The 26648-nt window shown below is 60.9% G+C and carries 30 protein-coding genes; 17 read left to right on the plus strand and 13 right to left on the minus strand.

Annotated elements, in window-relative coordinates:
- Nucleotides 1-13 precede the first annotated feature (13 nt).
- On the plus strand, nt 14-907 hold the full coding sequence (locus tag WI754_RS19545; protein ID WP_349435092.1) for a LysR family transcriptional regulator: 894 nt from the start codon (nt 14-16) through the stop codon (nt 905-907).
- 10 nt (nt 908-917) lie between these two features.
- Here the strand turns inward: WI754_RS19545 and WI754_RS19550 are convergent, their stop codons facing one another.
- On the minus strand, nt 918-1325 hold the full coding sequence (locus tag WI754_RS19550) for a GFA family protein (RefSeq protein ID WP_349435093.1): 408 nt from the start codon (nt 1323-1325) through the stop codon (nt 918-920).
- A 696-nt stretch (nt 1326-2021) separates the two neighbouring features.
- The gene (locus tag WI754_RS19555) at nt 2022-3224 is read right to left on the minus strand and encodes a pyridoxal phosphate-dependent aminotransferase (protein ID WP_349435094.1); all 1203 of its coding nucleotides are present in this window, start codon (nt 3222-3224) and stop codon (nt 2022-2024) included.
- A gap of 466 nt (nt 3225-3690) precedes the next feature.
- Between WI754_RS19555 and WI754_RS19560 the strand changes: the two genes are divergently transcribed.
- The 6 genes from WI754_RS19560 (at nt 3691) to WI754_RS19585 (ending at nt 10266) form a co-directional block, all read left to right on the plus strand.
- On the plus strand, nt 3691-6042 hold the full coding sequence (locus WI754_RS19560) for a marine proteobacterial sortase target protein (protein ID WP_349435095.1): 2352 nt from the start codon (nt 3691-3693) through the stop codon (nt 6040-6042).
- A gap of 4 nt (nt 6043-6046) precedes the next feature.
- Nucleotides 6047-6718: a class GN sortase gene (locus WI754_RS19565; protein WP_349437880.1), complete on the plus strand. Its 672-nt coding sequence runs from the start codon at nt 6047-6049 to the stop codon at nt 6716-6718.
- A gap of 59 nt (nt 6719-6777) precedes the next feature.
- Nucleotides 6778-7932: a PQQ-dependent sugar dehydrogenase gene (locus WI754_RS19570; RefSeq protein ID WP_349435096.1), complete on the plus strand. Its 1155-nt coding sequence runs from the start codon at nt 6778-6780 to the stop codon at nt 7930-7932.
- Nucleotides 7933-8083: 151 nt separating this feature from the next.
- Nucleotides 8084-8980 (plus strand): DMT family transporter, encoded by an 897-nt coding sequence (locus WI754_RS19575; protein WP_349435097.1) that lies wholly within the window; start codon nt 8084-8086, stop codon nt 8978-8980.
- 513 nt (nt 8981-9493) lie between these two features.
- Complete coding sequence (locus WI754_RS19580) at nt 9494-9709, plus strand: cold-shock protein (protein WP_037098666.1); 216 nt, start codon at nt 9494-9496, stop codon at nt 9707-9709.
- 146 nt (nt 9710-9855) lie between these two features.
- Nucleotides 9856-10266, plus strand: a complete 411-nt coding sequence (locus tag WI754_RS19585) for a BA14K family protein (protein ID WP_349435098.1) — start codon at nt 9856-9858, stop codon at nt 10264-10266.
- Nucleotides 10267-10359: 93 nt separating this feature from the next.
- Here WI754_RS19585 and WI754_RS19590 read toward each other — a convergent pair whose 3' ends face one another.
- Both WI754_RS19590 and WI754_RS19595 read right to left on the minus strand, forming a co-directional pair.
- Nucleotides 10360-11001: an MBL fold metallo-hydrolase gene (locus WI754_RS19590; RefSeq protein ID WP_349435099.1), complete on the minus strand. Its 642-nt coding sequence runs from the start codon at nt 10999-11001 to the stop codon at nt 10360-10362.
- Nucleotides 11002-11105: 104 nt separating this feature from the next.
- Complete coding sequence (locus tag WI754_RS19595; protein ID WP_349435100.1) at nt 11106-11270, minus strand: hypothetical protein; 165 nt, start codon at nt 11268-11270, stop codon at nt 11106-11108.
- 455 nt (nt 11271-11725) lie between these two features.
- Here WI754_RS19595 and WI754_RS19600 point away from each other — a divergent pair, with 455 nt between their 5' ends.
- Complete coding sequence (locus WI754_RS19600) at nt 11726-11989, plus strand: hypothetical protein (protein WP_349435101.1); 264 nt, start codon at nt 11726-11728, stop codon at nt 11987-11989.
- A gap of 114 nt (nt 11990-12103) precedes the next feature.
- On the opposite strand, the gene WI754_RS19605 is transcribed toward WI754_RS19600, so the two are convergent.
- Nucleotides 12104-12994, minus strand: a complete 891-nt coding sequence (locus tag WI754_RS19605) for a branched-chain amino acid aminotransferase (protein WP_349435102.1) — start codon at nt 12992-12994, stop codon at nt 12104-12106.
- A 301-nt stretch (nt 12995-13295) separates the two neighbouring features.
- On the opposite strand from WI754_RS19605, the gene WI754_RS19610 reads away from it, so the two are divergent.
- Genes WI754_RS19610 through WI754_RS19620 form a run of 3 tightly spaced genes read left to right on the plus strand, consistent with a single transcriptional unit; the run spans nt 13296 to nt 15903 of the window.
- A complete protein-coding gene (locus tag WI754_RS19610) occupies nt 13296-13751 on the plus strand; it encodes a MarR family transcriptional regulator (RefSeq protein ID WP_349437881.1) in 456 nt (151 codons plus the stop codon).
- A 47-nt stretch (nt 13752-13798) separates the two neighbouring features.
- Nucleotides 13799-14500, plus strand: coding sequence for a response regulator transcription factor (locus tag WI754_RS19615; protein ID WP_037127193.1), 702 nt, complete (start codon nt 13799-13801; stop codon nt 14498-14500).
- Between the two features lie 23 nt (nt 14501-14523).
- Entirely contained in the window at nt 14524-15903 is a 1380-nt protein-coding gene (locus WI754_RS19620; RefSeq protein WP_349435103.1) for an ATP-binding protein, read from the plus strand.
- A 17-nt stretch (nt 15904-15920) separates the two neighbouring features.
- Here the strand turns inward: WI754_RS19620 and WI754_RS19625 are convergent, their stop codons facing one another.
- From WI754_RS19625 to WI754_RS19655, 7 genes are all read right to left on the minus strand, one after another.
- The gene (locus tag WI754_RS19625; RefSeq protein WP_349435104.1) at nt 15921-16205 is read right to left on the minus strand and encodes a DNA-binding protein; all 285 of its coding nucleotides are present in this window, start codon (nt 16203-16205) and stop codon (nt 15921-15923) included.
- Nucleotides 16186-16491, minus strand: coding sequence for a toxin (locus tag WI754_RS19630; protein WP_349435105.1), 306 nt, complete (start codon nt 16489-16491; stop codon nt 16186-16188). The genes WI754_RS19625 and WI754_RS19630 overlap by 20 nt, the downstream gene beginning before the upstream one ends.
- Before the next feature lie 69 nt (nt 16492-16560).
- Nucleotides 16561-17118, minus strand: a complete 558-nt coding sequence (locus tag WI754_RS19635) for a protein tyrosine phosphatase (protein WP_349435106.1) — start codon at nt 17116-17118, stop codon at nt 16561-16563.
- An 11-nt stretch (nt 17119-17129) separates the two neighbouring features.
- Nucleotides 17130-17471, minus strand: coding sequence for a tRNA-binding protein (locus tag WI754_RS19640; protein ID WP_349435107.1), 342 nt, complete (start codon nt 17469-17471; stop codon nt 17130-17132).
- A gap of 14 nt (nt 17472-17485) precedes the next feature.
- Nucleotides 17486-18304 carry a pyrroline-5-carboxylate reductase gene (gene proC / locus WI754_RS19645; RefSeq protein WP_349437882.1) on the minus strand — a complete coding sequence of 273 codons (819 nt, stop codon included), beginning with the start codon at nt 18302-18304 and terminating at the stop codon, nt 17486-17488.
- A gap of 2 nt (nt 18305-18306) precedes the next feature.
- Entirely contained in the window at nt 18307-18807 is a 501-nt protein-coding gene (locus WI754_RS19650) for a YbjN domain-containing protein (protein WP_349435108.1), read from the minus strand.
- 434 nt (nt 18808-19241) lie between these two features.
- Entirely contained in the window at nt 19242-19502 is a 261-nt protein-coding gene (locus WI754_RS19655) for an accessory factor UbiK family protein (RefSeq protein WP_349435109.1), read from the minus strand.
- A 188-nt stretch (nt 19503-19690) separates the two neighbouring features.
- On the opposite strand from WI754_RS19655, the gene lgt reads away from it, so the two are divergent.
- The 6 genes from lgt (at nt 19691) to WI754_RS19685 (ending at nt 25871) form a co-directional block, all read left to right on the plus strand.
- The gene (lgt, locus tag WI754_RS19660; RefSeq protein ID WP_349435110.1) at nt 19691-20536 is read left to right on the plus strand and encodes a prolipoprotein diacylglyceryl transferase; all 846 of its coding nucleotides are present in this window, start codon (nt 19691-19693) and stop codon (nt 20534-20536) included.
- A gap of 9 nt (nt 20537-20545) precedes the next feature.
- Nucleotides 20546-21640, plus strand: a complete 1095-nt coding sequence (locus WI754_RS19665) for a class I SAM-dependent methyltransferase (RefSeq protein ID WP_349435111.1) — start codon at nt 20546-20548, stop codon at nt 21638-21640.
- A 156-nt stretch (nt 21641-21796) separates the two neighbouring features.
- Nucleotides 21797-22591 carry a peptidoglycan editing factor PgeF gene (gene pgeF / locus WI754_RS19670; protein WP_349435112.1) on the plus strand — a complete coding sequence of 265 codons (795 nt, stop codon included), beginning with the start codon at nt 21797-21799 and terminating at the stop codon, nt 22589-22591.
- A gap of 1 nt (nt 22592) precedes the next feature.
- Nucleotides 22593-23744 carry a Xaa-Pro peptidase family protein gene (locus WI754_RS19675; RefSeq protein WP_349435113.1) on the plus strand — a complete coding sequence of 384 codons (1152 nt, stop codon included), beginning with the start codon at nt 22593-22595 and terminating at the stop codon, nt 23742-23744.
- 87 nt (nt 23745-23831) lie between these two features.
- Nucleotides 23832-24713 carry a hypothetical protein gene (locus WI754_RS19680; protein WP_349435114.1) on the plus strand — a complete coding sequence of 294 codons (882 nt, stop codon included), beginning with the start codon at nt 23832-23834 and terminating at the stop codon, nt 24711-24713.
- 225 nt (nt 24714-24938) lie between these two features.
- Nucleotides 24939-25871 (plus strand): ribose-phosphate pyrophosphokinase, encoded by a 933-nt coding sequence (locus tag WI754_RS19685; RefSeq protein WP_037127174.1) that lies wholly within the window; start codon nt 24939-24941, stop codon nt 25869-25871.
- A gap of 45 nt (nt 25872-25916) precedes the next feature.
- Here WI754_RS19685 and WI754_RS19690 read toward each other — a convergent pair whose 3' ends face one another.
- A complete protein-coding gene (locus tag WI754_RS19690) occupies nt 25917-26507 on the minus strand; it encodes a GNAT family N-acetyltransferase (protein WP_349435115.1) in 591 nt (196 codons plus the stop codon).
- Between the last annotated feature and the right edge of the window lie 141 nt (nt 26508-26648).

A 26648-nucleotide genomic window follows, 5' to 3' on the forward strand; every position in this document is an offset into this window, starting at 1 on the left:
TATACAAAAAAGAATGAGCGAAATTGAACCCAGCTGGGACTTCTACCGCACCTTCCTGACCGTTCTGAAGGAAGGCTCGCTGTCGGCCGCCGCACGCGAACTGGGGCTGACGCAGCCGACCATCGGCCGGCATATCGACGCTCTCGAAGGCATCATCGGCTTCCAGCTGTTCATCCGCTCTCCGCAGGGACTGATCCCGACCGAGGCAGCACTCGACCTCAAGCCGCATGCCGAGCAACTCGCGGCCAACGCAGCGGCGCTGCTGCGGGCGGCGACCGGACAGGGAAAGACGGTGCGCGGCACCGTGCGCATCAGCGCCAGCGAGGTGATCGGCATCGAAGTGCTGCCGCCGATGCTTGCCCTACTCCACGATCGACACCCGGATCTTGTCATCGAGCTTTCCGTGTCGGATGCTGTGGAGGATCTCCTGCGCCAGGAGGCCGATATCGCCGTGCGCATGGTGGCGCCGGCACAGGACGCGCTGATCACCCGCCGGATCGGCGGTATTCCGCTCGGGCTCCACGCACACCGTCGCTACCTCGACCAGCACGGGACACCGGAGACGCTGGAGGATCTGCGAACGCATCGCGTCATCGGTTTCGATCGCGAAAGCGCCTTCGTGCGCGCCGTGCGCAAGCGCGTGCCGCTGCTCGATATCATGCGGCCGACGCTGAAATCGGACAGCAACCTCGCGCAGATGGCGATGATCCGCGCCGGCTGCGGCATCGGGGTATGCCAGGTGGAGCTTGCCAGGCGCGATCCGAACCTCGTGCGGCTGTTCCGCGCGGAGTTCGAACTGCCGCTGGAGACGTTCGTTGTCATGCACGAGACCATGAAGACGACGCCCCGCTGCCGCGTCACCTTCGATGCGCTGGTCGCGGGGCTGTTGGCGTATGTGGGAAAGTAGGCGGCTGCTCCTAAAGGTGTCGGATCTCGGCTGGTGTTGCGCCCCAATCGTTGTTGAGGCCGTCAAAGTAGGTAAGCGGCGCGCCCATCAGTTCGTCGATATCAAGACCGTCGAGGCAAGCGATGTTGATATTGTAATATTTGGCGCCGGTCATGTTGGGAACATCGACCCACTCGATCGGGCGCACACCGCATTGCCGGCAAAAGAGATGGTGCGCAACGCCGGTGTTGAACTGATAATCGACCAGGTCCGCCGCGCCGGTCAGCAGGCGGAACGCTTCCGGCCTGACCTTGACGGTCCAGAGGCGGATCTTCCAGCAAACCGAGCAGTTGCATTTCCCGGTGCCGAGACTGAGATCGAAATCCGCCTCGAAGCGGACCGCGCCGCAATGACAGCTTCCACGATAGGTTTTGAGCATTGCCGTTCCCCTCGCCGCATCTGTCGCGCGGCGCCCAGGACGAGGCTATCCGAAGAGAGCGGCGATGACCATCGCCTGGCCTGCGCGAGCGGGGAACAGGGCAGACCGGACGCCCCGGAAATCACCCCTGCGTAACGGCAGTTGAATTCGACGGATCGCCGACATCCCGCCGCTGTGCCAGCGCCTTCTCGGAAAACAACTTGTCGGTGGACAAGTCTTCAGCACCGCAGACGCGGTGCTGCTGGATTACCGGCACAAGGCCGGTAATGAGGGAAGAAAGGGATGCACCTTGAAAAACCGCGTGGCTCAGACATCATCCGCGAAAATGGAAGCTCAATCTGATTGAGGAAATGAATCCGGAGTGGGCGGATATTTCGCACTATCTGCACGGGTTGTGAATTGCCAAGGGGACGCGCCATTTTCCCGGCGTCAGCTGATATCGTCGATGAATCTACTGGAGAAGCCCTATCCTCCCCTCATTACCGGGCTTGTCCCGGTAATCCAGCCACGCGACGTCTGTCGCGTGAAAGGAGTCCTTGGCGCCGTAGACGCAGCGGGCTGGATTGCCGCCACAAGGGCGGCAATGAGGGAGGGGTTTGGCATTCCGGACACCACGGACCTTCGGGCATTCAACCGCTCTACCCAACAAAAAACCCGCCGTTTCCGACGGGCTCCTTGTCAAGGTCCAACCTTGCCTTACTTGCAGGCTGCACAAAAACGCTGGATGCGCTTGCAGGCTTCTTCCAGCTGTTCTTCCGAGGTCGCGTAGGAGATGCGGAAGTTGGGGCCGAGGCCGAAGGCGGAACCGTGGACGACGGCGACGCCTTCGGATTCGAGAAGCTCGGAGACGAAGTCTTCGTCGGTTTCGATGACCTTGCCCGAAGGTGCGGTCTTGCCGATCAGGCCCTTGCAGGACGGGTAGACGTAGAACGCACCCTCAGGAGAGGGGCACTCGATGCCCTTGGCCTGGTTGAGCATGGAGACGACGAGGTCGCGGCGGCCTTCGAAGATCTTCTTGTTTTCCGGAATGAAGTCCTGTGTGCCGTTGAGCGCCTCGACGGCAGCCCACTGGGCGATCGAGCAGGCGCCAGAGGTCTGCTGCCCCTGGATCATGTCCATCGCCTTGATGAGCGCCAGCGGACCGGCCGCGTAGCCGATGCGCCAGCCGGTCATGGCATAGGCCTTGGAAACGCCGTTCATGGTCAGCGTGCGGTCATAGAGGGCGGGCTCGACCTCGACCGGCGTCGCAAACTTGAAGTCGCCATAGGTCAGGTGCTCGTACATGTCGTCCGTCAGGATCCAGACATGCGGATGCTTCAACAGCACATCCGTCAGGCCCTTGAGCTCAGCATGGGTATAGGCGGCGCCCGAGGGGTTGGACGGCGAATTGAAGACGAACCACTTGGTCTTCGGCGTGATTGCCTTTTCCAGATCGGCCGGCGTCAGCTTGAAATTGTTTTCCTGGGTTGCGGCGACGAAGACCGGGGTGCCGCCGCAAAGCGCCACCATTTCCGGATAGGACACCCAGTAAGGTGCCGGAATAACGACTTCATCGCCTGGATTCATCGTCGCCATGAAGGCGTTGAAAAGAATCTGCTTTCCGCCGGTGCCGACGATCGTCTGGGCGGCGGTGTAGTCGAGATTGTTCTCGCGCTTGAACTTCTTGGCAATCGCCTCGCGCAGTTCCGGGATGCCCGAAACCGGCGTGTACTTCGTCTCGCCCCGGTTGATCGCGTCAACGGCCGCCTGCTTGATATTGTCCGGCGTGTCGAAATCCGGCTCGCCGGCGCCGAGCCCGATCACATCGCGGCCCTTGGCTTTCAGTTCCCGGGCTTTCTGGGAAACGGCGATGGTGGCGGATGGCTTCACACGGGAAAGGGCGTCGGCAAGAAAGGCCATGATGTGGTTTATCCTGATCAGGTTGAAACAGCATGCGCGCCAGCGGGAGCGGGCAATGCCCGGCTCCATAGCGGTTAGGTGTATGTCGAAAGACAGCCCCGGTTTCAAGCTCAAAGAGCCCGGAAATCCGGCAAAATGCGTGACCATGACAATGTTTCATCAGTCACATCACCGATTGGGATGAATCAGTTTCTCGGCCACGCGGCGCAGGGGCTTGAATCGACTCCGATTTTTCACACCGGCTAAGGAAAAACCAGAAGAAGCGGCCACGCCTTCGACCGTGAAGGGGAATAACGCGTCAGGGTCGCGATTTATTCTTCAAAAACAGGAACTTTGTGGGATTTTCGCAACGCCTTGATTTGGTCACAACAAATGCCGCGGGCTGCCGCAATTCAGTCCTCGTGCAGTCGATTTCGGGGCCTTTTCTGAGGGCATACCGAATCCATTCGCACCGAGGGGCCCCGCAATGTTTGTCGATACGGAAATCGCCGCCACGACACCGCGCCGCCAACACGCGCGATACATCGAATATCTGCTGGTCGCAGCACTTGTGGCCGTGACGATCGTCCTGTTTTTCGTCATGGGCTTTTTCTCGCATGCTTCGGCCGAGACCGGACAAGGCAAGTCGCAGCATTTCGCCGGCTATGTGCACCCCAACGACATGGGTACCGGCGCCCTGCTCTTCCCCTCCAAGGAGCCCGGTTCTTTTGTCGAGGCGCCGCGGCTGGCGACCGACGTCCAGATCGACGTCAACGGCCCGATCCTGCGCACCCGCGTCACGCAGCGGTTCCAGAACCCGAGCAAGGGCTGGGTCGAGGGCACCTACGTCTTCCCGTTGCCGGAAAACTCCGCCGTCGACACGCTGAAGATGCAGATCGGCGACCGTTTCATCGAGGGTGAGATCAAGGCACGCGAAGAAGCCCGCAAGGTCTACGAGGAGGCCAAGGCAGCCGGCAAGAAGACCGCCCTTCTCGAACAGCAGCGCCCGAACATCTTCACCAACCAGGTCGCCAATATCGGTCCCGGCGAGACCATTGTCGTACAGATCGAATATCAGAGCAGCGTGCATCAATCGGGCGGCGCGTTCTCGCTGCGCTTCCCGATGGTGGTCGCCCCACGCCACAATCCCGATCCGATCGTTGAGACGGTCGATCTCGATCCCAATTCCGGTTACGCCGTCAGCGATCCGGTGCCGGACCGCGACAAGATCACCGCACCGGTACTCGATCCGACGGAAAGCGCCAAGATCAATCCGGTGACGCTGACGGTCAATCTCAATGCCGGTTTCCCGATCGGCACCGTCACCTCGCCGTTCCATGAGACCGACGTCCAGACGGTCGATGACATGGCCCGCAGGATAAGCCTGAAAAACGGTAGCGTACCGGCCGACAAGGATTTCGAGCTGAGTTGGCATGCAGCCGCCGGCAAGGCGCCGCATGCCGGTCTCTTCCGCGAGACGGTTGACGGCAAGACCTATCTGCTCGGCTTCGTGACGCCACCCGCCGGTGATGCCACCCCGGACACGCATCCGAAGCGCGAAGTCGTCTTCGTTATCGACAATTCCGGCTCGATGGCCGGCAAATCGATCGAACAGGCGCGCGAAAGCCTGGCGCTTGCCATCTCCAAGCTGCGGCCGGAAGACCGGTTCAACGTCATCCGCTTCGACGACACGATGAGCGTGCATTTTCCCTCTCTGGTGCAGGCGACACCGGACAAGCGCGAGGATGCGATCGCCTTCGTCCGTGGTCTCACGGCGGATGGCGGCACGGAGATGCTGCCGGCACTGGAGGCAGCCCTTCGCACCCAGGGGCCGATCGAGCCCGGTGCGCTGCGCCAGGTCGTGTTTCTGACGGATGGGGCAATCGGCAACGAGGCGCAATTGTTCGAGGAGATATCCAAGAACCGCGGCGACGCCCGCGTCTTTACAGTCGGGATCGGCTCGGCTCCCAACAGCCATTTCATGACGAAGGCCGCCGAACTCGGCCGCGGCACCTTCACGCTGATCGGCTCGGAGGACCAGGTGGCTGCCCGCATGAGCGAACTGTTCGACAAGCTGGAAAACCCGGCGATGACCGACATCGCCGTCGCCTTCGACGGCACGAAGGCGCAGGACATCACGCCGAATCCGATGCCGGACCTCTATCGCGGCGAGCCGGTGGTACTGACCGCACAGCTTGACGGCACCTCAACTGCGGGCAAGCTGCAGATCACCGGCAGGGCCGGCGACCAGCCCTGGCGCGTCGAGATGGATGTTGCCAAGGCGTCTCAAGGCGAAGGCATCGCCAAGCTCTGGGCACGCCGCAAGATCGATGATCTGGAAGCCAACGCCTATGCAGCGAACGACGCGGCAACGCTTGACAAGCAGATCGAGACGGTGGCGCTTGCCCATCACCTCGTTTCGCGGGTCACCAGCCTTGTTGCCGTCGACGTGACGCCATCGCGTCCGGCCGGCGAGCCTGTCGCCGGCACCGACGTGCCACTCAACCTGCCCGAGGGTTGGGATTTCGAGAAGGTGTTCGGCGAGAAGACGCCCCAAGCATTGCCGGAAGGTCAGCGCAAGGCCGCTCTCCAGCAGAGCGAAGAACAGGCGATGCTGGTCTCCGACCGGATGGCCGCGGCACCGACGGCACGGGCCGCCAGCCTGATTGCCGAAGCGGGCGATCAGGTGAACCTGCCGCAAACCGCGACGCTTGCCGACCGGTATATCCTCATCGGCCTGATGCTGCTCGCCATCGCGGTGATGGCGGCCTCCACCTTCGGCCTGTGGCGCTGGCAGATGCGCGGCCTGATCCTGGAGGCGCGCAGCCGTGTCCAATAAACAGATGCTCGACGGACGCGGCGGCCTTCTGGCGCGCCTCAGCATGCTGGAAACGCTGGTGCTCGCGGGTATTTCCCTCGTCGCGATCGCCGGTCTGATGCTGGTCGGCAAAGGCTTCTACATGAAGGCGAAGGCCGAGGTTTCTCAGGTGCTGCTGAAGCGAAGCTTCGAGGCGCAACTGCATGGCGGGACTAATGTCAAACCCTGGCCCTGGGCCGACTTTTCCACCGAGGCGGAGATCACCGCGCCGCGCATCGGCAAGACGGCCGTCGTGCTGTCGGGCGCCAGTGGCGAGGCGCTGGCCTTCGGTCCGGCGCGACTTGCCAACACGCCGGCACCGGGCGAACTCGGCACTTCCGTCATTGCCGCCCATCGCGACACGCATTTCCGCTGGCTGAAGGACGTGAAGCCCGGCGACCTTCTGGTGATCACTCGCAAGGACGGTGCCAACCTGACATTCCGCGCCGGATCGAGCCGCATTGTCCGTTGGGACGAGAGCGGCATCAACGCGGATGCGCCCGGCCGCAACCTGGCGCTTGCCACATGCTGGCCTTTCGATGCGACCGAGCAAGGGCCGTTGCGCTATATCGTCAATGCGGAGCTTGTTCCGGATACCGGCCAAGCGAAGTTCTCCGCACTCGGCAGTGCCAGCCAACTGCCGGTAAAATCCTTTTGATCGGGCTTGATCCGTTCGCGCCTGGCCCCAGCTTTTCAGAATAGCGAATGGAGGGCGAGATGAAGAAGACGCTTGAAAACCTGCATAAGGCCGCCGGTCTGGCGATGTTCCTCTTCTCAGCCCCCGCCCTCGCCGCTGGCGACGTTGCGCAATTTTCGACCGAGAAGGCGTCCGTTCAGGTCGAAACGCTTGCCTCCGGGCTCGACAATCCCTGGTCCGTCGAAGTGATGCCGGACGGCGCCTTCATCATCACCGAGCTTGGCGGCGGCCTTCGCATCATTCGCGACGGCAAGGCATCTTCGCCGATCCGTGGCGTTCCGAAGAGCGCGCGCCAAGGGCAAGGCGGGCTTCTCGATGTCGCGCTCGATCCCGGCTTTGTAACCAACCGCACGCTTTTCCTGTCGATGGCGGTCGCGGATGGTAGCCGCTATGGAACGGCAATCGTGCGCGGCATGCTTTCAAAGGATGGAAAGAGCCTGACCGACGTCAAGGAACTCTTCCGGATGAACAAGTTCACCGGCAAGGGCCAGCATTTCGGATCGCGTATCGCGATTGCCTCCGACGGCAGCCTGTTCTTCGGCATCGGTGATCGCGGCGAGCGGGATCGGGCACAGGCCATGCGCGACCATGCGGGTTCCATTCTGCACATCAACCCGGACGGCAGCATCCCCGCAGACAATCCTTACAAGGACGGCAAGGCCGGGCTGCCGGAAGTCTGGTCGAAGGGACACCGCAATCCGCAGGGCATTGTCATCGACCCCCAAAATGGCCAGTTGCTGACCGTCGAGCATGGCGCGCGCGGCGGCGACGAAGTCAACGCACCGCAGCCAGGCAAAAACTACGGCTGGCCGGTGATTACCTATGGCAAGGACTATTCCGGCGCCGAGATTGGCGTCGGTCAGGCGGCGGAAGGCTACGAGCAGCCGCTCTACTATTGGGATCCCTCCATCGCGCCCGGCGCGATCGACGTCTATCATGGCGCGATGTTCCCGCAATGGGAGGGCGACCTGCTGGTATCGGCGCTGAAATACCAGCTGCTGGCGCGGTTGGAGCGCGATGAAAGCGGCAAGATCGTCTCGGAGGAACGCCTGTTCGAAGGCGAATTCGGCCGTATCCGCGACGTCAAGGTGGCGCCCGACGGCGCGGTGCTTTTGGTGACGGACGGAGACGATGGGGCGCTGCTGCGTGTTTCCGCGGCGGACAAGAAAAGCTGACGAGATCACCTTATTTTTCGCCTCAAGCGCCGCACTTGCCCAAATTTAATGCAGCTGCTACCAGACTGGCGAACAAATCCTATTCTCTGGCGCGCATGATCCGGCCGATCGTTCCGATGCGAGGCTGTGCCGCGCTTTCAGGAACCGCATCGTGACCCGCATCCAGGCCAATCTCTTCCTGCTGTTTTCCGGCGCCATCTGGGGTGCGGGCTTCGTTGCGCAATCGACGGCGATGGATGCGATCGGCCCGCTCTGGTTCATCGGCCTGCGCTTTGCCATTGCCACCGCGGTCGCAGCACCACTGGCGCTCTGGGAAGCCCGCAAGGCGCGCCGGCCGATGCCGAAATCGGGCATCCGCAATTTCATCTGGGTCGGGTTTGCGCTCTTTGCCGGCGCCGCCACGCAGCAGATCGGGCTTTTGACGACCAGCGTCACCAATTCGGGTTTCCTGACCGGGCTCTACGTGGTTTTCGTACCGATGCTGACCGTCATCTTCCTGCGCAGGAAACCCCACTGGATTACCTGGCCGGCAGCCTTCATGGCGACGTTCGGAATTTTCCTTCTGAGCGGCGGCGAGCTTGCGCGCCTGACCAGCGGCGATGTCCTGACGATCGTCTGCGCGATGTTCTGGGCCGTCCAACTCATGCTGGTCGGCATCTTTGCCGGCAGCACCGGCCGGCCGATGGCCCTCTCGGTGACCCAGTTCGCCGTTTGCGCCGTGCTCGGCTGCGCGGCAGGCGCCCTATTCGAGCCGCTCGATCTTGCAGCTGTGACGAACGCGCTGCCGGAAATCCTCTATGCCGGCTTCTTTTCCAGTGGCATCGGCTTCATCTGCCAGGTGGTCGGCCAGCGCTACACGCCCGCGCCGCAGGCGGCGATCTTCCTGTCGAGCGAAGCCCTGTTCGCTGCCCTGTTCGGTGTCCTGCTGCTCGGAGAAACGATAACCCTGGTCGGCTATGTCGGCTGCGCGATCATTTTCGCGGCGATGCTGATCGTGGAAATCATACCCGAACTGACGAGACCGAAGGCCGTTGCCGCCGAAGCCTGATTTTTGCGCGTTTTTTTCGAGTAACGACGCGGCGCGCCAAGTTTTATCTAATGGTCAATATTTAGCGAAGCCTTCTGAGCAATGCCGGGCTTCTTGGCGTTCTGCGACATATCATGACGCAAACAGCCTAAAAAACATGCAACACGACGCAAATCACAACATTTTCAATCGCTTGCAATATATCAGTAGAAAAATCATATTTTTCAGCAGTTGATTGCTTTTTGAACAAACGAAATTGGCACACTTGTTTCAAAAAACTTTTGCTTGCCAATTTAAAATAAACACAGCAAGCTTATCGGGTTCGGGCAATTTGCGAACACGGGAAGACTTTAAATAATGCGCGCCGGGCACGCAAAATGGACCGGGCAGTCGGACAAAGACAGAGTTTTTCGATGGCTGGCTGCAATTACAGGGACCCTTTCCTCACAGTCGAGAACTGCCTGCCGCACGCCCCTGGGGCAAACATTGTAATGCTGCCCGCCGCATCCGGGCAGAGGAAAAAGGACCTGACGCATGGCCGAGACTGGCATTGTTAAATTCTTCAACACCGACAAGGGCTTTGGTTTCATCAAACCCGATAACGGTGGCGCCGACATCTTCGTGCATATCTCCGCAGTGCAGGCCTCGGGCCTGAATGGACTGTCGGAAAATCAGAAGGTCAGCTTCGACACGGAACCGGATCGCCGCGGCAAAGGGCCGAAGGCGGTCAACCTGCAGGTCTCGGGCTAAGCCGCCGAGCCACGACAGACAGATTTCAAGTGGAAGCCCGGCCTCGCTGCCGGGTTTTTTCATTCAGGCTGCGTTCAGTTTCGCCACAATAACCTGTTGTCATTACCAAGGACTGAAATGGTCCGGCTCAAAACAGGATCGAAACTATGAACACATGTATCAAAGCTGCCGTTCTTGCCCTTGCTACTGCGGCAACCGTCATCCCGACAGTAACGTCCGCACAGGCTGAAGATTGGCGCCGCCGGCACCACCACAGCGATGGTGATGCGGTTGCGCTCGGCGCTCTCGGCCTTGCCACCGGCGTAGTCATCGGCGGCGCCATTGCCAGCCAGCCGCGCTACCAGGAACGGGTTTATGTCGATCCGGAGCCCGAATATTACGAACCGCGTCCGGTCTATCGCCGCGCCCGCCCCGTAGTGGTCGAAACCTATGGCGAACTGGAGCCCTGGACCCCCGGCTGGTATCGCTATTGCTCGCAGCGCTATCGCTCGTTTGATTCCCAGTCCGGCACCTTTGTCGGTTATGACGGCCGGGAGTATTTCTGCAGGGCCGGCTGAGACCGCACTATCACTTCAGAAAAGGCACGCGCCGCGGCACGTGCCTTTTTTGTTGCCCTGTTTTCGGTGGCTGGCGCAGTTCGCCCGCGCCGGTTACAGGCCGCGAAGATAGGGATTGGTGCGGCGCTCCTCGCCGATCTGCCCTCCCGGCCCGTGGCCGCAGATGAAACCGACGCTATCGCCGAGCGGCAGGATCTTGTCGCGAATCGAATCAAGAAGCTGCTGGTGATTGCCGCCGGGAAGATCCGTGCGGCCGATCGAGCCGTGAAACAGGACGTCGCCGACATGGGCGAAACCCTGTTTGCGGTTGAAATAGACGACATGGCCGGGCGCATGGCCGGGACAGTGCAGCACCTCGAAGACATGATCGCCGAAGGAGACCGTATCGCCCTCTTCCAGCCACCGGTCCGGCAGCACGTTCTCAACCTTCATTGCCAGTCCGTATTTTTCTGCCTGGGCTTCGAGCCTTTCGAGCAGCGGCTGGTCGTCCTTGTGCGGGCCGATGATATCGAGCCCCAAGGCTTGTTTGAGTTCCTTGGCACCGCCGGCATGATCGATATGGCCGTGGGTCAGCCAGATCGCCTTCAGGGTGATGCCGTTTTCCTTGATCGTCTGCAGAATGACATCGACGTCCCCGCCCGGATCGACGATCACGCCCTCCTTGGTTTCGCCGTCGAACAGAACGGTGCAATTCTGCTGGAAATGAGTAACCGGAATGATGCCCGCCTGTAGCATGCCGCCTCGCTGTCAAACTCTGTTGCGAAGCATATAGGACGGACGCGGCGCAATGAAAACGGTCAATCGCGCGGCGTGGCGACGACCGGACAAGATAACTAGCTTTAGCGTGCTTCGGCAACTTCGACGGAGGCCGGCAGTGGCGGCTGGAAGTTGACCGTGGTCATCAGCAGAACAAAGACCGCAAGCTTCGCGGCGATAACCGTGATGACGACCGGGCGCAATTGACGCACGGTCGAATACGAATCCTGAGCAATATCCTCTTGCATCTGAATATCCTCCTGTTGGCGTCTAAACCCCGCCATTGCTCGAATGGTTCCGGCAAAAGCGGAACAAATCCAGTATTTTGCATTATCCGGATATTCGCAGTTCCAGAGGGAACACCGGCAGAGAGAGCGGTCACGCCACGCATGGAATGGCGGGACGTCCAACCACCCAACGGTCAAAAGATTGCTGGGGGAAGCATGAGAAGGCCAGAATTTTGAGGGCAGTCGACAAAATGAAGAGCCGTTTTCGTCTGCTCTCCTCGCGATATTGTCGGGCATGACAGACTGTGAAACCGCCCGGACTTTTCTCCACCTGAAGGCGATTTTCTAGATAAATTCATTTCACAGTTGCGAAATTGACTCGTGCGGATTTTCACCCCAGCCTGCGCTTGCCGGATCGGCGACGTGCCACGTGAGTCCGGGGGCCGGACGCCGGAGGCTGAAACGGGGAGAGAACAATGGAAGCACTATTGCCTATCATCACGCAGTTGATCGCCGGCGCAGCGGGCGGCAACGCGGCTGGAGCGGTACTCAAACAACAGGCGCTCAGCGTCATTGCGCGCACCATCGTCGGCGCGATCGGCGGCCTTGGCGGCGGGTTTCTCGTTCAGATGCTCGGCGGCGAAGCCGCTGCGGCCGGCCTGCTGACACAGGCGATCGGCGGCCTTGTCGGCGGCGGCGTCCTGACGGGCCTTGCCGGCATGGTGATGGGCCGGAAATAATTCTCGCGCTGTCTCTGCGCGTCTTGAACCCGTACGGATGATCAATTCCGCAACAAACGAAAGGCGGCACACGAAGCCGCCTTTCTCAGTTTATAGCAAACCCGGCCGCAACAATCATTCGGCGGCAGCAGCCACCGGATAGACTTCCTTCGTGTAGTCGTTCATCAGCGTCTCGGAAATCGTGGCCGGCTTGAACGTATAGGGGCCGATCTCCGAGACCGGCGTCACTTCGGCGGCCGATCCGGTCAGGAAACACTCGGTGAAGTCTGCGAGCTCTTCCGGCATGATTGCCCGCTCGACCACTTCATAGCCGCGGCGCCGGGCAAGCTCGATGACCGTCTGGCGGGTGATGCCGTTGAGGAAGCAGTCCGGCGTCGGAGTATGGATGACGCCGTCCCTGACGAAGAAGATGTTGGCGCCCGTCGCCTCGGCGACCTGGCCGCGATAGTCGAGCATCATCGCATCCGCATAGCCCTTGGCTTCCGCGGCATGCTTGGAGATGGTGCAGATCATGTAGAGGCCCGCGGCCTTGGAGGCGCAGGGCGCGGTCCTGGGGTCCGGACGGCGATATTCGGCGATATCGAGGCGGATGCCCTTGAGCTTTTCGGTCGGGTTGAAATAGCTACCCCACTGCCAGATGGCGATGGCGACATTGATGCGGTTGTTCTGGGCGGAAATGCCCATCATTTCCGAGCCGCGCCAGGCGATCGGCCGGACATAGGCGTCGGCGAAGCCCTGGCGTTTCAGAAGTTCGATGGTAGCCGCATCCAGTTCCTCGACCGAATAGGGAACGGAGAAGCCGAGGATTTCGGCCGACTTGTGCAGGCGCTGATTGTGCTCGGTCAGCTTGAAAACACGGCCGCCATAGGCGCGCTCGCCCTCGAAGACGGCGCTGGCGTAGTGCAGGCCGTGCGTGAGCACATGGATCTTCGCGTCCTTCCAATCGACGAATTCACCGTTGAACCAGATCTGACCGTCCAACTGATCAAAGGGAACTGCTGCCATCGTCTCATCCTCCGGCGCGTAAACGCCATTCTTTGCGTTGATTGTCTTTCCTGTTTCAGTTTTACCGTCAAACTGGAGCGAGGAAAATCAGTTTTGGTGATTTTGGATTGGCGATCAGAGCGGCACGGCCTATCTTCAATGACAGGCCAGCGTCGAATATTCGCCCTTCTGAGGTCAGACGCTTACCAATGGCGGAAAAATATGTCAACATAGCTGACATAATTTGTCGAAAGTTTCGCAAAATGCGGTGCAGTTGAAAGGAAATGACGGCGTGGCAGGACAGCCGAACCAGAAGGCCGATATGAACCCCTCTCCGGCCGGGACAGACATAACGGACGCGGTGGACTTTGAAATCATCGAGTTGTTCTTCTTCGCCTATCGGGATTTCACTTCGGATCCGGACGTGATTCTCGAAAAACGCGGCTTCGGCCGGGCGCATCACCGCGTGCTGCATTTCGTCGACCGCGAACCCGGCATGACCGTTGCCGATCTGCTCGAAACGTTGAGGATCACCAAGCAAAGCCTTGCCCGTGTTTTGAAACAACTCATCGATTCAGGGTATATTCACCAAGTTGCCGGACCGGAGGACCGCAGGCAGCGCAAGCTCTATACAACAAAGGAAGGCAAGACGCTGGCAAGGGCCTTGGCCGAGCCACAGTCGCGGCGCATAGCCGAAGCCCTGGCCAAAACCGGTCCCGGCGCCCGCGACATGATCAAGCGCTTCCTTGCCGGAATGAAGACCGCCGACGAAAACTGAAATCCCGGCTTGCCGAGCCGGCAGCGACAAGACAGGGCATACGAGAGATGACAAAGACGACGAGGATCGACGACGATGCCGCCCATCTTCTGGTGGTCGATGACGACCGCCGCATCCGCGATCTTCTGAACCGCTACCTGATGGAAAAGGGCTTTCGCGTGACCACGGCAGCGGACGCCGGCGAGGCGCGCCGAAAGCTCGAAGGCATAGACTACGACCTGTTGATCATCGACGTGATGATGCCCGGTGAAACCGGAATCTCGCTGACCCAGAGCCTGCGCAAGATCAAGACCGTACCGGTGATCATGCTGACGGCGCTGGCGGAATCGAACGCCCGCATCGAGGGCTTGGAAGCCGGCGCCGACGACTATCTGCCCAAGCCCTTCGATCCACGCGAACTGGTGCTGCGCATCAACAACATCCTGCGGCGCAACGCGCCCGCCAAGGCCCCGAAGATCGAACAGGTGATTTTCGGCCCCTTTACTTTCTCCGTCGTGCGCAAGGAATTGCGCCGGGGCGCGGACCATATTCGCCTCACCGACCGGGAGCAGGAAATCATGATGCTGTTCTCCCAGCGTGCCGGCGAAACCATTCCGCGCCATGAACTGGTGAGCGACGACGCCGAAGTTGGCGAACGGACCATCGACGTGCAGATCAACCGCCTGCGCCGCAAGATCGAGGACGACCCGTCAAACCCCGTCTGGCTGCAGACGGTGCGCGGCATTGGCTATCGGCTAAGCGTGGACTAGCGAAATGATCCGGCTGGGTTTTCATGACGAGCTTTGACATCCTGCGGCGCTATCGGACGCAAACGGGCGTAACCACCTGGAATCGCGTCGTGCGCTGGCTGCGGCGGCAATTGCCGATGGGACTCTACGCTCGCTCGCTGCTGATCGTCATCATTCCCATGGTCCTCTTGCAGTCGGTCGTCGCCTTCGTGTTCATGGAGCGGCACTGGCAGCTCGTCACCCAGCGTTTGTCGGCAGCCGTCACCGGTGATATCGCCGCGGTCATCGACCTGATCGATGCGATGCCGGAAAGCGACTATGCCACGATCGTGCGAATTGCCCGGGAAAAGCTGGATCTCAACATCTCCATCGAGCCGGACGGCGAATTGCCCGCGCCGCGCCCGAAACCTTTCTTCGAGATTCTCGACCAGATTCTCAGCGAGGAGATCTCCCGCCAGATCCACCGCCCCTTCTGGATCGATACGGTCGGCGATTCCGATCTCGTCGAAGTCCGCATCAAGCTCGACGGCGAGCGCATCCTTCGCGTCTATGCCCGCCGCAGCCAGGCCTACGCCTCGAATACGCATATCTTCATCGTCTGGATGGTCGGCGCCTCGCTGGTGCTTTTGACCATTGCCATCCTCTTTCTGCGCGGCCAGATCCGGCCGATCCTCGCGCTTGCCAAGGCGGCGGAGAGTTTCGGCAAGGGCCAGAAGATCGACGATTTTTCGCCGCGCGGCGCCGACGAAATCCGCCGCGCCGGCCTTGCCTTCATCCAGATGCGCGAGCGCATCGAACGCCAGATCGAGCAGCGAACCGCCATGCTGACCGGCGTCAGCCACGACCTGCGCACGATCCTCACTCGCTTCAAGCTGCAGCTGGCGCTGGCCGGCGACAGCGCCGATCTCGACAATCTCAACCAAGACGTCGAGGACATGCAGAGCATGCTCGAAGGCTACCTGTCTTTCGCTCGCGGCGAGGCGGAAGAAGATGTCGGCGAACTGAAGCTGCACGATCTGATGAATCGGCTGACGCTGGAAGCCGAACTTCAGGGCAAGACCGTGACGACCACCGTCGAGGGCGACGACAACGTGCGCGTACGGCCCAATGCCTTCACCCGGCTGGTCGCCAACCTCGCCTCGAATGCCTATCGCTATGCCAATACCATCCATATTGACGCCAAGCACAGCACGAAATGGATCACGGTCACGGTCGACGATGATGGCCCCGGTATTCCGGAATCGTCCCGCGACGACGTCTTCAAGCCGTTCTTCCGGCTCGACGAGGCGCGCAATCTCGACAGTTCGGGAACCGGCCTTGGCCTCGCCATCGCCCTCGACATCGCCCGCAGCCACGGCGGCAATGTTATTTTGTCGGACAGTCCGTTGGGTGGCTTGAGGGCGGTGGTGCGAGTGCCGGCTTGATTACCGGCGCCGAAGAGTTATTCGGACACGTATTTGTGGATGATGGAATTGATCAGCGTTTGATAGGGTATGCCCTCTTGCAGGGCGCGCGACTTTAGCCGCGCGAGATCGCCTTTTGAAACCCGCAGCGAAATCTTTTCACGATCATCGCTGAATGCCGCCCGCGCCATCGTCTCCAGTTCTTTGCGACGGTCGGCCGTCAATCGACCAACGGGAAGTGCCTTTTCATTCTCCAGGGCTTCGATCAGCCCCGCTTCCTCGTCGTCGATATAACCACCGATTTCAGGCTTCTTCGACATCATCATCATCTCCTGACACATCAATCTGCCTGAGCCTCCGGCTTGGAAATGCCGTTTTCAAGAACAGATTCCCATTCGCGTCCTGAACATATGGAACGGCATAGACATACCCCGAGAACAGAACGACGAGCATTCGCTGGTTGGGATACTTCTCGACATTCGGATGCTCGATATCGTCCAGCAAGCCCCCAGCATCGATCGCAGCAACAATGTCCTCAAAACAGATATGCCTGTCCGAATGCTCCTTCAGGGCACGGTTTTTCTCGATGCTCCAAAGGAATTTCGACATAGGGCTATTGTTTGGACAGAGTATGGCCTGTCGAACGGTTCCTGCGAGCATCCGTGCCCGCGGATTCGATCACCTCGAATACCCGCCGGTCATTCCGCGCCGCGCGTTGAAGCGGTGCCAGGCATCGATGCGCTTTGGATGACGATCCCGCATCGCGTCGAGCGGCGCCAGGAGCTGCCCTTCCCGCTGCCAGTGCGCATCGAAAATCTCGATGATGCGGCGGTTGGGCCAGGGCTTGTTGACGATCGACAGCAAGGCCTCGAAAGCCTCAGCTTCCCGCCCTGCGCCGAAACGGTGGGCGATGATGCCGTAGGCGAAGGCGGTGGAACGGCTGACGCCCGCATGGCAATGCACGAGGATCCGGCTGTCCTGCTGCTCGATGGCCGGAAGTACGAGGTCGAAAAACGCCGTTGTCGTTTCGGGAAAATGGCCGGTGGCCTGCGCGTTTTCCTGGTCGCGCAGCCGCACGACATGGTGCGTCGCGCCGGAAATGCGCGGAACATGTTCTTCCGCCAGTTCCGGATCGAGAAGCGAGACGACGTGCGTGGCCGACCAATCACCGGCAACGGCGGCTGCGTCGCGCAGGCAGGTGACGCGGATGAATTCGCGGATCGCGTTCATGTCCATCGATGAAATTCCTACAGCATCTTCTTGCCGTTCGGCACCGGCTTGTCCACAGCGGTGAGAACAATGTCGCCGTTTTCGTCCTCGAAACCAAGCGTCAAGACTTCCGAGCGGAACGGCCCGATCTGGCGTGGCGGGAAGTTGACAACGCCGAGCACCTGGCGGCCGACCAGGCTTTCCAGCGTATAGTGAACGGTGATCTGTGCCGAGGATTTCTTGAGCCCGATCTCGGGACCGAAATCGATGACGATCTTGAAGGCGGGCTTACGCGCCTCGGGAAAGGGAGAAACCTCGACGATGGTGCCGGCGCGAATATCGACGCGCTCGAAATCGGCATAGGCGATGGTCTCGGTCATGAAACGATCCCGAATTAACCGGCCAACTCTTCCGCCCGCTTGCGGGCTGCGGCAATCGCCTTATCGAACAGCGGCTGCATGCCGTCGTCGGCCATGAGAATGGAAAGGGCCGCTGCCGTCGTTCCGCCCGGGGACGTCACGTTCTGGCGCAGTTTCGAGGCGTCATCGGGGGACTGGTGTAGGAGTTCACCAGCCCCGGCGACGGTTTCCCGCGCAAGCCGCATGGCAAGGTCCGCCTGAAGACCGGCCTTGCGGCCGGCTTCCGCCATGCACTCGACGAGATAAAAGACATAGGCCGGGCCGCTACCCGATACGGCCGTGACCGCATCGATGTCGGCTTCTGTTTCGACCCACTCAACGGGGCCACTGACCTTCAGGAGATTGTCGACGAGATCGCGCTGTACAGACGATACCGCGCCGTTGGCAAAGGCGCCGGTGACACCGCGACCGATCATCGCCGGCGTGTTCGGCATGGCGCGCACCATGGCGGCGTCGCCCAGATGCGAATGCATGAGACCGAGCGTCGTTCCGGCGGCGACCGAAACGACGACCGTCTCCAGCCCGACAAGACCTTTGAGCGGCGGCAGCACCGTTGCCATCATCTGCGGCTTGACCGCGAGGAAAAGAACGCCGGCCTTCAGGTCGGCAGGCGCTGCAGATTCGTAGCCCACCCCGTTGTCGGCGATCAGCTTTGCCATAGCCGGTGATGGGCCTGGATCGATGACGAGGATATTGGCGCCCGGAATGCCGCTTTTCAGCCAACCGGCGAGCATCGCGCCGCCCATGTTACCTGCGCCGATAAGGACGATCGGTCCGGCAGCATTCACGGTCATCGTCATGCCTCTCCGACAGTTTCGAACATCACCGCTTCGACCGCACTTTGAGCATCGATGCCGGACCAGACGACGAACTGAAAGGCCTGGAAATAAGCTTCGCAGGCTTCGAGCGCGCTGGACAACAGCACTTCGACCTGCTGGTTGGTCGGCTCGGCGCCGCCGGCGAGCAGAAGCGACTGGCGGAAGATTACCACATCTTCCTGGCGCCAGAGATCGAAATGTCCCATCAGCACCTGCCCGTTGATATGGGAGAGCAGCCGGATCACTTCGTTGACACGGCCTTCGGGAACCTTGATGTCGAAGGCGCAAGCGAGATGCAGTGCCTCGAATTCCTCCATCCAAGAGAAGGAGACATGATAGTCGGTCCACTTGCCCTCGACCGTCATGGCGATCTCGTCTTCGCCTGAGCGCTCGAAACACCAATCATTGTTGGCTGCGACGAACTCGATCATGTCGACCGGGTTCGATTGGCGCTCCAGTTCCAGTTCCATCAGGCTCATGCATCACCCCAAAAGTCCCGGTGCAGACATGCGTCGTCGTGTTCACACACGAAGGCTGCAAACTCAAACACCAGAAACGAACACTTATGATTGCCGGAAACACGACTATCCTGACTGACGTACCCTGTCTGGAGCTTGCGTGATCCGTTTCGAATCATCATTTAAAATCAGTGTATAATGCCGGAGTCTGCGTGCCAGCCCCCTGCGCGAAAAATAGCGCCGGGGGGTGTGGATAGGCTCTCTCAAATTGATTCAGCGCCGGTTCATAAGCGACTCTGCCGTAAGCATTTTTTGACAGTGTCCACAGGGTGAAAAATTTATGAAATATGCTGTTGAGACCACACTCAACGACAGGCGCGTTGCGCCAGTCGAGGACGCACGCGCAGAAAGCGAGCGACAAGCGGCGGCGCAATCAGCCCGCCGCCCTCGAATCTTTATTTTCCGGCCTCGGACAGGCGCGCTTCGAGCGCTGCGATCCGGGCCAGAAGCGCGTCGTTTTCCTCGCGGGCTTTCAGGGCCATCTCCCTGACCGCCTCGAACTCCTCGCGCTTGACGATATCCATCGAATTCAGCAGGCGTTCGCCCTGGGCGCGGAAGACGGTTTCCATCTCACGCCGCACGCCCTGAGCGGCGCCGGCAGCGTCCGTCATCAGCTTGGCGAAGTCATCCAGAATGCGGTTTGTGCCTGTGCTCATCGTCTTTGTCTCCGATCCTCGCGTCCGTTGCCTGCCATTGCAGGCTTGAGAGAGGAGGTAGGAGGACAGGCGGGCCGATGCAAGGAAAAATACCGGGATGATCGCCTTTCCTTCACCGGACGCGCCTTGACCGCCTCTCCCCGGGAGCCCATGTTCCGCCAAACAACGGACCGGACTGAAGCAAGACCTTGGAAACAATACCGACACTCTTCTCGATCATGCCCTTCCCGGATATCGATCCGGTGCTGATTTCCATCGGCCCCTTGCAGATTCACTGGTACGGCCTTGCCTATGTGGCGGGCATCCTGATCGGCTGGCAATATGCCCGCAGGCTGGCGCGCAATGCGTCCCTGTGGCGCAATGAGACGCCGGCTATCACCGAAGCCCATCTCGATGATTTCCTACTCTGGGTTGCTGCCGGCATCGTCGGTGGCGGGCGTATCGGCTACATCCTGTTCTACGATCTCGGCAGCGTGCTGCAAAACCCGATCCGGGCGCTGGAAATCTGGAACGGCGGCATGTCCTTCCATGGTGGCCTGATCGGCACGATGATCGCGATGATCCTGTTTGCGCGCCGCAACAAGATTGCCGTCTGGAGCCTTTTCGACGTTGTCTCGGCCGTCGTGCCGATCGGCCTCTTCTTCGGGCGGATCGCCAATTTCATCAATGGCGAACTCTGGGGCCGGCTGTCGTCCATGCCCTGGGCGGTGATCTTTCCGACCGGCGGCCCCTTTGCCCGCCATCCGAGCCAGCTCTACGAGGCCGCACTCGAGGGCCTTGTCCTTCTCACGGTTCTTGCCGTGATGATATACCGCCGCGACGCGCTCAAAACGCCGGGCCTGGTCTGCGGTGTCTTCGTCGCCGGGTATGGCCTCGCCCGCATCTTCGTCGAATTCTTCCGCGAGCCGGATGCGCAGATCGGCTACCTCCTCGGCGGCTGGCTCACCATGGGCATGCTCCTGTCGCTGCCGATGGTCTTCATCGGCCTCTGGGCGATTGCGCGCGCGCGCCGCGCAAGTGCTGCAACCGTGTGAGAGGGCCGCATGACGACGCTTCTTGCAGAAAAGATCAAGGCCATCATTCTCGCCAACGGCCCGATCAGCGTGACCGACTATTTCTCGCTCTGTCTGGCTGACCCGGAATACGGCTACTACAAGACACGCGAACCCTTCGGCCGGTCCGGAGACTTCATCACCGCGCCGGAGATCAGCCAGCTGTTCGGCGAAATGATGGGTATCTTCCTCGTCCAAGCCTGGCAGCGGCACGGCGAGCCGACGCCGGTCAATATCGCCGAGATCGGCCCGGGCCGCGGCACGATGATGGCGGACATCCTGCGCGTCATCGCAAAACTGTCGCCGGAGCTTTATGAGGCCGCCAATGTCCATCTGGTGGAAACCAGCGAACGGCTGCAGAAGGTCCAGAGCCAGACGTTGGTTGCGCACAAGTTCAAGATTTCCTGGCACGACAGTTTCGACACGCTGCCGGACGGTTTTCTGCTTCTGGCGGCCAACGAGCTTTTCGATGCCATTCCCATCCGCCAGTTCGTCAAGACTGCGCAAGGGTTCAGGGAAAGGCTTGTCGGCCTTAATGCGGACGGTGAACTGACTTTTGCCGCCGGCGTAGCGAGCGTCGACCCGGCGCTTCTGCCGCCAGCCGCCGCAAGCGCCCCGCCCGGCGCCATTTTCGAGATCGCTCCTGCCCGTGACGCCGTGATGACGACACTTTGCGAACGCATCAAGACAACCGGCGGCACTGCGGTCATCATCGATTATGGTCATATCGCAACAGGTCTCGGCGATACGTTGCAGGCTGTGCGCGAGCATCAATTCGATCCGCCGCTCATGCATCCCGGCGAGGCCGATATCACCAGCCATGTCGATTTCGAGCAGCTTGCCCGGCGCGCAGCAACTGAAGGCCTGCAGATCAACGGGCTGACCTATCAGGGCGACTTTCTGCTGGCACTCGGCCTTGCCGAACGCGCAGCAGCGCTCGGCCGCGACAAGGACACGGAGACCCAGGAAAACATTCGCGCGGACGCAGAAAGGCTGGCTGGAGCCGGCGAAGGAAAGATGGGAGAACTGTTCAAGGTCCTCGTCGTCAGCAGCCCGAAAGTGGCTCTCGTACCCTTCCAGAAGTAGCTGCCGGCAGGAACCGGTGGCGACACCTGCTGTCGTTTCGATGGATTGACAGAGGCCGCCCCTGAGGCCAACATCCGGCCAAATCAGCCGGGTCGCCAAATCCAACATGCCCGGGAAACCCATCGTATCGCAGCATTTGAAAGGGCAAAACCACCGATGAAGGATGATGCCCTGCCCTTGCCTGTGCAAAGCCCGCTCCTGTCAGAACGGACGGGAAGGGCCGTGAAACACGGCTATTTCACACGTGCGGGCGGCGTTTCGGAAGGTATTTATCGGGGTCTGAATGTCGGCCTTGGTTCCAACGACGAACGCTCCAAGGTCCACGAAAACCGCGCACGCGTCAGCGCGTGGTTCGGCGCAGAGCCGCAGAAGCTGGCGACGGTGCATCAGGTCCATTCGCCCGACGCCGTCATTGTCGATGGCAGCTATGACGGTACGCGGGCACCGGCCGACGCGCTTGTGACGGCGACGCCAGGTCTGGTGATCGGCGTGCTTTCGGCCGATTGCGGTCCGGTTCTTTTCGCCGACGCCGAAGTGGGGGTGGTCGGCGCCGCGCATGCCGGCTGGAAGGGTGCGCTTGGCGGCGTGCTCGAAAGCACCATCGACGCGATGATCTCGCTCGGTGCCCGCCGCGAAAACATCATCGCCAGTCTGGGCCCCTCGATCAGCCGCCGGAACTACGAGGTCGGTTCGGAGTTCGTCGAGCGGTTTCTCGAACAAGACCCGGGCTATGAGATCTTCTTCGCCCCCTCGCCGCGCAACGGCCACGCCATGTTCGATCTACCCGGGCTGACGATCAGGCGACTGACCGAGGCAGGCGTCACGGCGGAAAATCTCAATATTTGTACCTATGCGGACGAGGAGCGCTTCTTCTCCTACCGCCGAACCACCCATCGCAGCGAGCCGGACTACGGCCGGCAAATCTCTGCAATATCCATTCGGGAGGCATGACATGGCACTGCATTTCACGCAGGACGAATTCGCGAGCCGCCTGGAGCGGCTGACGACAAGGATGAAAGAGGAAAAGCTCGCCGCCATGCTGCTGTTCGCGCAGGAAAGCATGTACTGGCTGACCGGCTACGATACCTTCGGTTACTGCTTCTTCCAGACGCTGGTGGTAAAGGCCGATGGATCGATGGTGCTGCTCACGCGCTCGGCCGACCTGCGCCAGGCTAAGCACACCTCGAACATCGAACGGGTCGAGGTCTGGGTCGACCGCGTCAATGCCGATCCGACGATGGACCTGAAGAACCTTCTCAGCGATCTCGATCTGCTCGGCACGCGTATTGGCATCGAATACGACACGCACGGCATGACCGGGCGCATCGCCCGCCTGCTCGACCGTCAGCTGACGAGCTTCGGTGAACTGGTCGATGCTTCGTTGCTGGTCAGTCGTCTGCGCCTGATCAAGAGCCCGGCGGAAATCCTCCATGTCGAGAAGGCGGCAAGCCTTGCCGACGACGCGCTCGACGCCGCACTTCCGCTGATCCACGCAGGCGGCAGCGAAGCCGCTATTCTGGCGGCCATGCAGGGCGCAGTCTTTGCCGGCGGCGGCGACTACCCGGCCAACGAATTCATCATCGGTTCGGGCGCCGATGCGCTTCTGTGCCGCTACAAGGCCGGGCGCCGGACGCTCGATGCGCAGGACCAGCTAACACTGGAATGGGCAGGCGTCAGCGCCCACTATCACGCGGCGATGATGCGCACGGTGGTGATCGGCGAGCCGACCAACCGTCACCGCGAACTCTACAGCGCCTGCCGCGAGACGATCCAGGCGATCGAGATGGTCCTCAGGCCCGGCAACACTTTCGGCACCGTGTTCGACATCCACTCGAAGATCATGGACGAGCGCGGCCTTGCCCGCCACCGGCTCAATGCATGCGGTTATTCGCTTGGCGCTCGCTTTTCTCCGTCCTGGATGGAGCACCAGATGTTCCACATCGGCAATCCGCAGGAGATCGAGCCCGACATGTCTCTCTTCGTGCACATGATCATCATGGATTCAGACAGCGGCACGGCAATGACCCTCGGTCAGACCTACCTGACGACAGAAGGCGCGCCGAAGGCTCTGTCACGCTACGGACTGGACTTCATAACTGCTTAGGAAAATTGATCTACCGTTCGCGGGATAGGCGGAGAAAGGTGGGGGCCTTGATCACTCCGTCGCCCGAGGAAACCGGACGGTAGAACGATGCGCAAGTCGATCATGTTCATTGCAGGCCTTGGAATTGCTGCGGCCCTCTCGGGCTGCAACAGCATGGACGATCTGACCCCGCAGGTCGATGTCGGTGGTGGTACCTTCCGCTCCCCGCCGGTCAACCAGTCCGATCTCGATTCCATGTCGCAACAGACCGTCGAGGTTGCTCCCCAGGCGACGACGCCGGTGCAGAGCACACAGTTTGCTTCGCCCGTGCAGGAGGGCTTTGTCGAGGGGCCGAGCGGCACCGTTCTAGCCCAGGGCGACGCAGAATATACGGATCCGCCCGGATCGCTGGACGCGCAGGCCGGGCGCCTGCAGCAGGGGCAGGTCCCGGCGCAGCAGCGGGTGGCGCGCCGCGCCGTCATCGCAGAATCGACCGAGACGACGTCTCTCGACGAAGCCGCCCCGGCCGAACAACAGCAATCGGTAGCCCCCCTGCGTGCCGCAGAAGAGACGCCCGAGGTCCAGAAGCCGCAGAAGGCAGCCGCAATCGCCCCGGCAACAGCGGCCGGGACCATCCGCTTCCTGCCGATCATCGGCGCCCCCGTCGAGGCCGTGACGCCTCTGTCGAAACAGCTCGGCAACGAGGCGCGTTCGCATGGCCTGACGATCAAGAGCGCGTCCGATACCAGCAGTCAGCACATCCTGAAGGGCTATTTCTCGGCGCTGAAGGACGGCGAGAAAACGACGGTCGTCTATGTCTGGGACGTGCTCGACGGTTCCGGCAACCGGCTGCACCGCATCCAGGGACAGGACACTGTCGATGCCACCGCCGCCAATCTCTGGTCGGTCGTGCCGGCGCAAACGATGCAGACGATCGCCACCAGGACGATCGCCGAATATCTGAACTGGCGTGCGAAAGACGCCGGTTAGCCTTCCCGGACACCTCCGATTGCTTGCCTGCGGGCGGCGAATCTCGCCCGTGAAACCACGCCGATGGAAAACTTTTTAGGATAAACCGCGCTGCAACGCGGCAATCCTCTTGCATTCAAAGTCAAGGACGTTATGAAGCGCGCATAGGCTAGGGACGATCGAGACCCCGGCTGGCTTACGGAATTTGCGCGGGTAGCGACCCGCGCCAGCACAGGCGGACCATCGATGAAGGTTTTCGCAGGCAACTCGAACCGGCTCCTGGCCGAAGCGATCTGCAATTATCTCAACCTGCCCCTGGGCAAAGCGACCGTCAGACGGTTTGCTGACCAGGAAATCTTCGTGGAAATTCAGGAAAACGTGCGCGGCGAGGACGTTTTCGTCGTCCAGTCGACATCGTTTCCAACCAACGACCACCTGATGGAACTGCTGATCATGATCGACGCCATGCGCCGGTCCTCGGCCCGCCGCATCACCGCCGTCATTCCCTATTTCGGCTATGCCCGCCAGGACCGCAAACCCGGTCCGCGCACGCCGATCTCTGCCAAGCTGGTCGCCAACCTCATCACCGAGGCCGGCGCCGACCGCGTGCTGACGCTCGACCTGCATGCCGGCCAGATCCAGGGCTTCTTCGACATCCCGACTGACAACCTCTACGCCGTGCCGATCCTGGCGCGCGACGTGAAGGAAAACTACGATTTGAAGAACGTCATGGTCGTATCGCCGGATGTCGGCGGCGTGGTGCGTGCGCGGGCACTTGCCAAGCGTCTCGACTGTCAACTGGCGATCGTCGACAAGCGCCGCGAACGCGCCGGCGAGTCCGAGGTCATGAACGTCATCGGTGACGTCACCGGCAAGGACTGTTTGCTCATCGACGACATCGTCGATTCCGGCGGCACGCTCTGCAATGCCGCCGAGGCGCTGCTCAAGAACGGCGCGACCAGCGTCACCGCCTATATCACCCACGGCGTGCTTTCCGGCGGCGCGGTTGCCCGCGTCACCTCGTCGAAGCTGAAGGAACTGGTGATCACCGATTCCATCCAGCCGACGACGGCAGTGCAATCGGCCCACAACATCCGCGTCATCTCGACCGCCAGCCTGATTGGCGAAGCGATCAACCGCACCAGCCAGGAAGAATCGGTTTCCAGCCTGTTCGATTGAAACAGTGCGGTATTTCATGCTGTCGGCAGATGCCGCGAAACACCGTTATTCGATGATCGGTAAAGATGGCGCCGCTTCACGCGGCGCATGGCCGGACAGCCGCGGATCATCGGCGACCTCGACGCGTCGCTCATAGGGCAGGAAGCCGGAGCGTATGTAGAAGGGCAGAGCCTGCGGGCTGTCCAGCGTGCAAGTGTGCAGCCAGAACCGCCGGATCGGGTGGCGCCAGGCATTTTCAATGGCGCGGTTCATCAACCAGCGGCCGGCCCCGGTGCCGATCAGGGCTGCGGACACGCCGAAGAACACCAGCTCGCACTCGCCGTCCTTGCGGAAGTCAAGCTCCAGCAGCCCTTCCGAGACGCCGCCGACCTCCAGAACGTAAAGCTCGACCTGCGGCGCGTGGATATTGGAAGCAAGTTCGTCGTCCGACATGGCGAGGCGAGAGAACCAGAGCCATTCGGCGCCGAGCTTCCGATAGAGTGCGCGGTAAGCGTCGAGGGCCAGTTTCTCCTGCCGGACCAGTTCCCATGGGCCCGCAACCTCCGCCCGCCGCTTCGGCTGCTCGACTATTTGCAACGATGTGACGATGGCAACGATCTTGTGCGCCGGAACGTCGTGATAGCCGTCTTCGAGCATGAGGGATTTTTCTTTCGGTCCTTGTCGGTCGTTCAAACACCACGGTTTAACAACGGTTTTTTAAGGCATTGTTTGAACAAGCTTATTTACCGTGCCCTTGTTGCCATCATGCACATCCTGGCCGTGCCGTCCAGACCGCCA

The sequence above is a fragment of the Pararhizobium sp. A13 genome (assembly GCF_040126305.1).
Classification (GTDB): Bacteria; Pseudomonadota; Alphaproteobacteria; order Rhizobiales; family Rhizobiaceae; genus Pararhizobium.

Bases quoted from the DNA above. Each gene is read 5' to 3' on its own strand.
- WI754_RS19545 (WP_349435092.1), top strand. From the start codon at position 14: ATGAGCGAAATTGAACCCAGCTGGGACTTCTACCGCACCTTCCTGACC.
- WI754_RS19550 (WP_349435093.1), bottom strand. From the start codon at position 1,325: ATGCTCAAAACCTATCGTGGAAGCTGTCATTGCGGCGCGGTCCGCTTC.
- WI754_RS19555 (WP_349435094.1), bottom strand. From the start codon at position 3,224: ATGGCCTTTCTTGCCGACGCCCTTTCCCGTGTGAAGCCATCCGCCACC.
- WI754_RS19560 (WP_349435095.1), top strand. From the start codon at position 3,691: ATGTTTGTCGATACGGAAATCGCCGCCACGACACCGCGCCGCCAACAC.
- WI754_RS19565 (WP_349437880.1), top strand. From the start codon at position 6,047: ATGCTCGACGGACGCGGCGGCCTTCTGGCGCGCCTCAGCATGCTGGAA.
- WI754_RS19570 (WP_349435096.1), top strand. From the start codon at position 6,778: ATGAAGAAGACGCTTGAAAACCTGCATAAGGCCGCCGGTCTGGCGATG.
- WI754_RS19580 (WP_037098666.1), top strand. From the start codon at position 9,494: ATGGCCGAGACTGGCATTGTTAAATTCTTCAACACCGACAAGGGCTTT.
- WI754_RS19585 (WP_349435098.1), top strand. From the start codon at position 9,856: ATGAACACATGTATCAAAGCTGCCGTTCTTGCCCTTGCTACTGCGGCA.
- WI754_RS19590 (WP_349435099.1), bottom strand. From the start codon at position 11,001: ATGCTACAGGCGGGCATCATTCCGGTTACTCATTTCCAGCAGAATTGC.
- WI754_RS19595 (WP_349435100.1), bottom strand. From the start codon at position 11,270: ATGCAAGAGGATATTGCTCAGGATTCGTATTCGACCGTGCGTCAATTG.
- WI754_RS19600 (WP_349435101.1), top strand. From the start codon at position 11,726: ATGGAAGCACTATTGCCTATCATCACGCAGTTGATCGCCGGCGCAGCG.
- WI754_RS19605 (WP_349435102.1), bottom strand. From the start codon at position 12,994: ATGGCAGCAGTTCCCTTTGATCAGTTGGACGGTCAGATCTGGTTCAAC.
- WI754_RS19610 (WP_349437881.1), top strand. From the start codon at position 13,296: ATGAACCCCTCTCCGGCCGGGACAGACATAACGGACGCGGTGGACTTT.
- WI754_RS19615 (WP_037127193.1), top strand. From the start codon at position 13,799: ATGACAAAGACGACGAGGATCGACGACGATGCCGCCCATCTTCTGGTG.
- WI754_RS19620 (WP_349435103.1), top strand. From the start codon at position 14,524: ATGACGAGCTTTGACATCCTGCGGCGCTATCGGACGCAAACGGGCGTA.
- WI754_RS19625 (WP_349435104.1), bottom strand. From the start codon at position 16,205: ATGATGTCGAAGAAGCCTGAAATCGGTGGTTATATCGACGACGAGGAA.
- WI754_RS19630 (WP_349435105.1), bottom strand. From the start codon at position 16,491: ATGTCGAAATTCCTTTGGAGCATCGAGAAAAACCGTGCCCTGAAGGAG.
- WI754_RS19635 (WP_349435106.1), bottom strand. From the start codon at position 17,118: ATGGACATGAACGCGATCCGCGAATTCATCCGCGTCACCTGCCTGCGC.
- WI754_RS19640 (WP_349435107.1), bottom strand. From the start codon at position 17,471: ATGACCGAGACCATCGCCTATGCCGATTTCGAGCGCGTCGATATTCGC.
- proC (WP_349437882.1), bottom strand. From the start codon at position 18,304: ATGACCGTGAATGCTGCCGGACCGATCGTCCTTATCGGCGCAGGTAAC.
- WI754_RS19650 (WP_349435108.1), bottom strand. From the start codon at position 18,807: ATGAGCCTGATGGAACTGGAACTGGAGCGCCAATCGAACCCGGTCGAC.
- WI754_RS19655 (WP_349435109.1), bottom strand. From the start codon at position 19,502: ATGAGCACAGGCACAAACCGCATTCTGGATGACTTCGCCAAGCTGATG.
- WI754_RS19665 (WP_349435111.1), top strand. From the start codon at position 20,546: ATGACGACGCTTCTTGCAGAAAAGATCAAGGCCATCATTCTCGCCAAC.
- pgeF (WP_349435112.1), top strand. From the start codon at position 21,797: ATGAAGGATGATGCCCTGCCCTTGCCTGTGCAAAGCCCGCTCCTGTCA.
- WI754_RS19675 (WP_349435113.1), top strand. From the start codon at position 22,593: ATGGCACTGCATTTCACGCAGGACGAATTCGCGAGCCGCCTGGAGCGG.
- WI754_RS19680 (WP_349435114.1), top strand. From the start codon at position 23,832: ATGCGCAAGTCGATCATGTTCATTGCAGGCCTTGGAATTGCTGCGGCC.
- WI754_RS19685 (WP_037127174.1), top strand. From the start codon at position 24,939: ATGAAGGTTTTCGCAGGCAACTCGAACCGGCTCCTGGCCGAAGCGATC.
- WI754_RS19690 (WP_349435115.1), bottom strand. From the start codon at position 26,507: ATGCTCGAAGACGGCTATCACGACGTTCCGGCGCACAAGATCGTTGCC.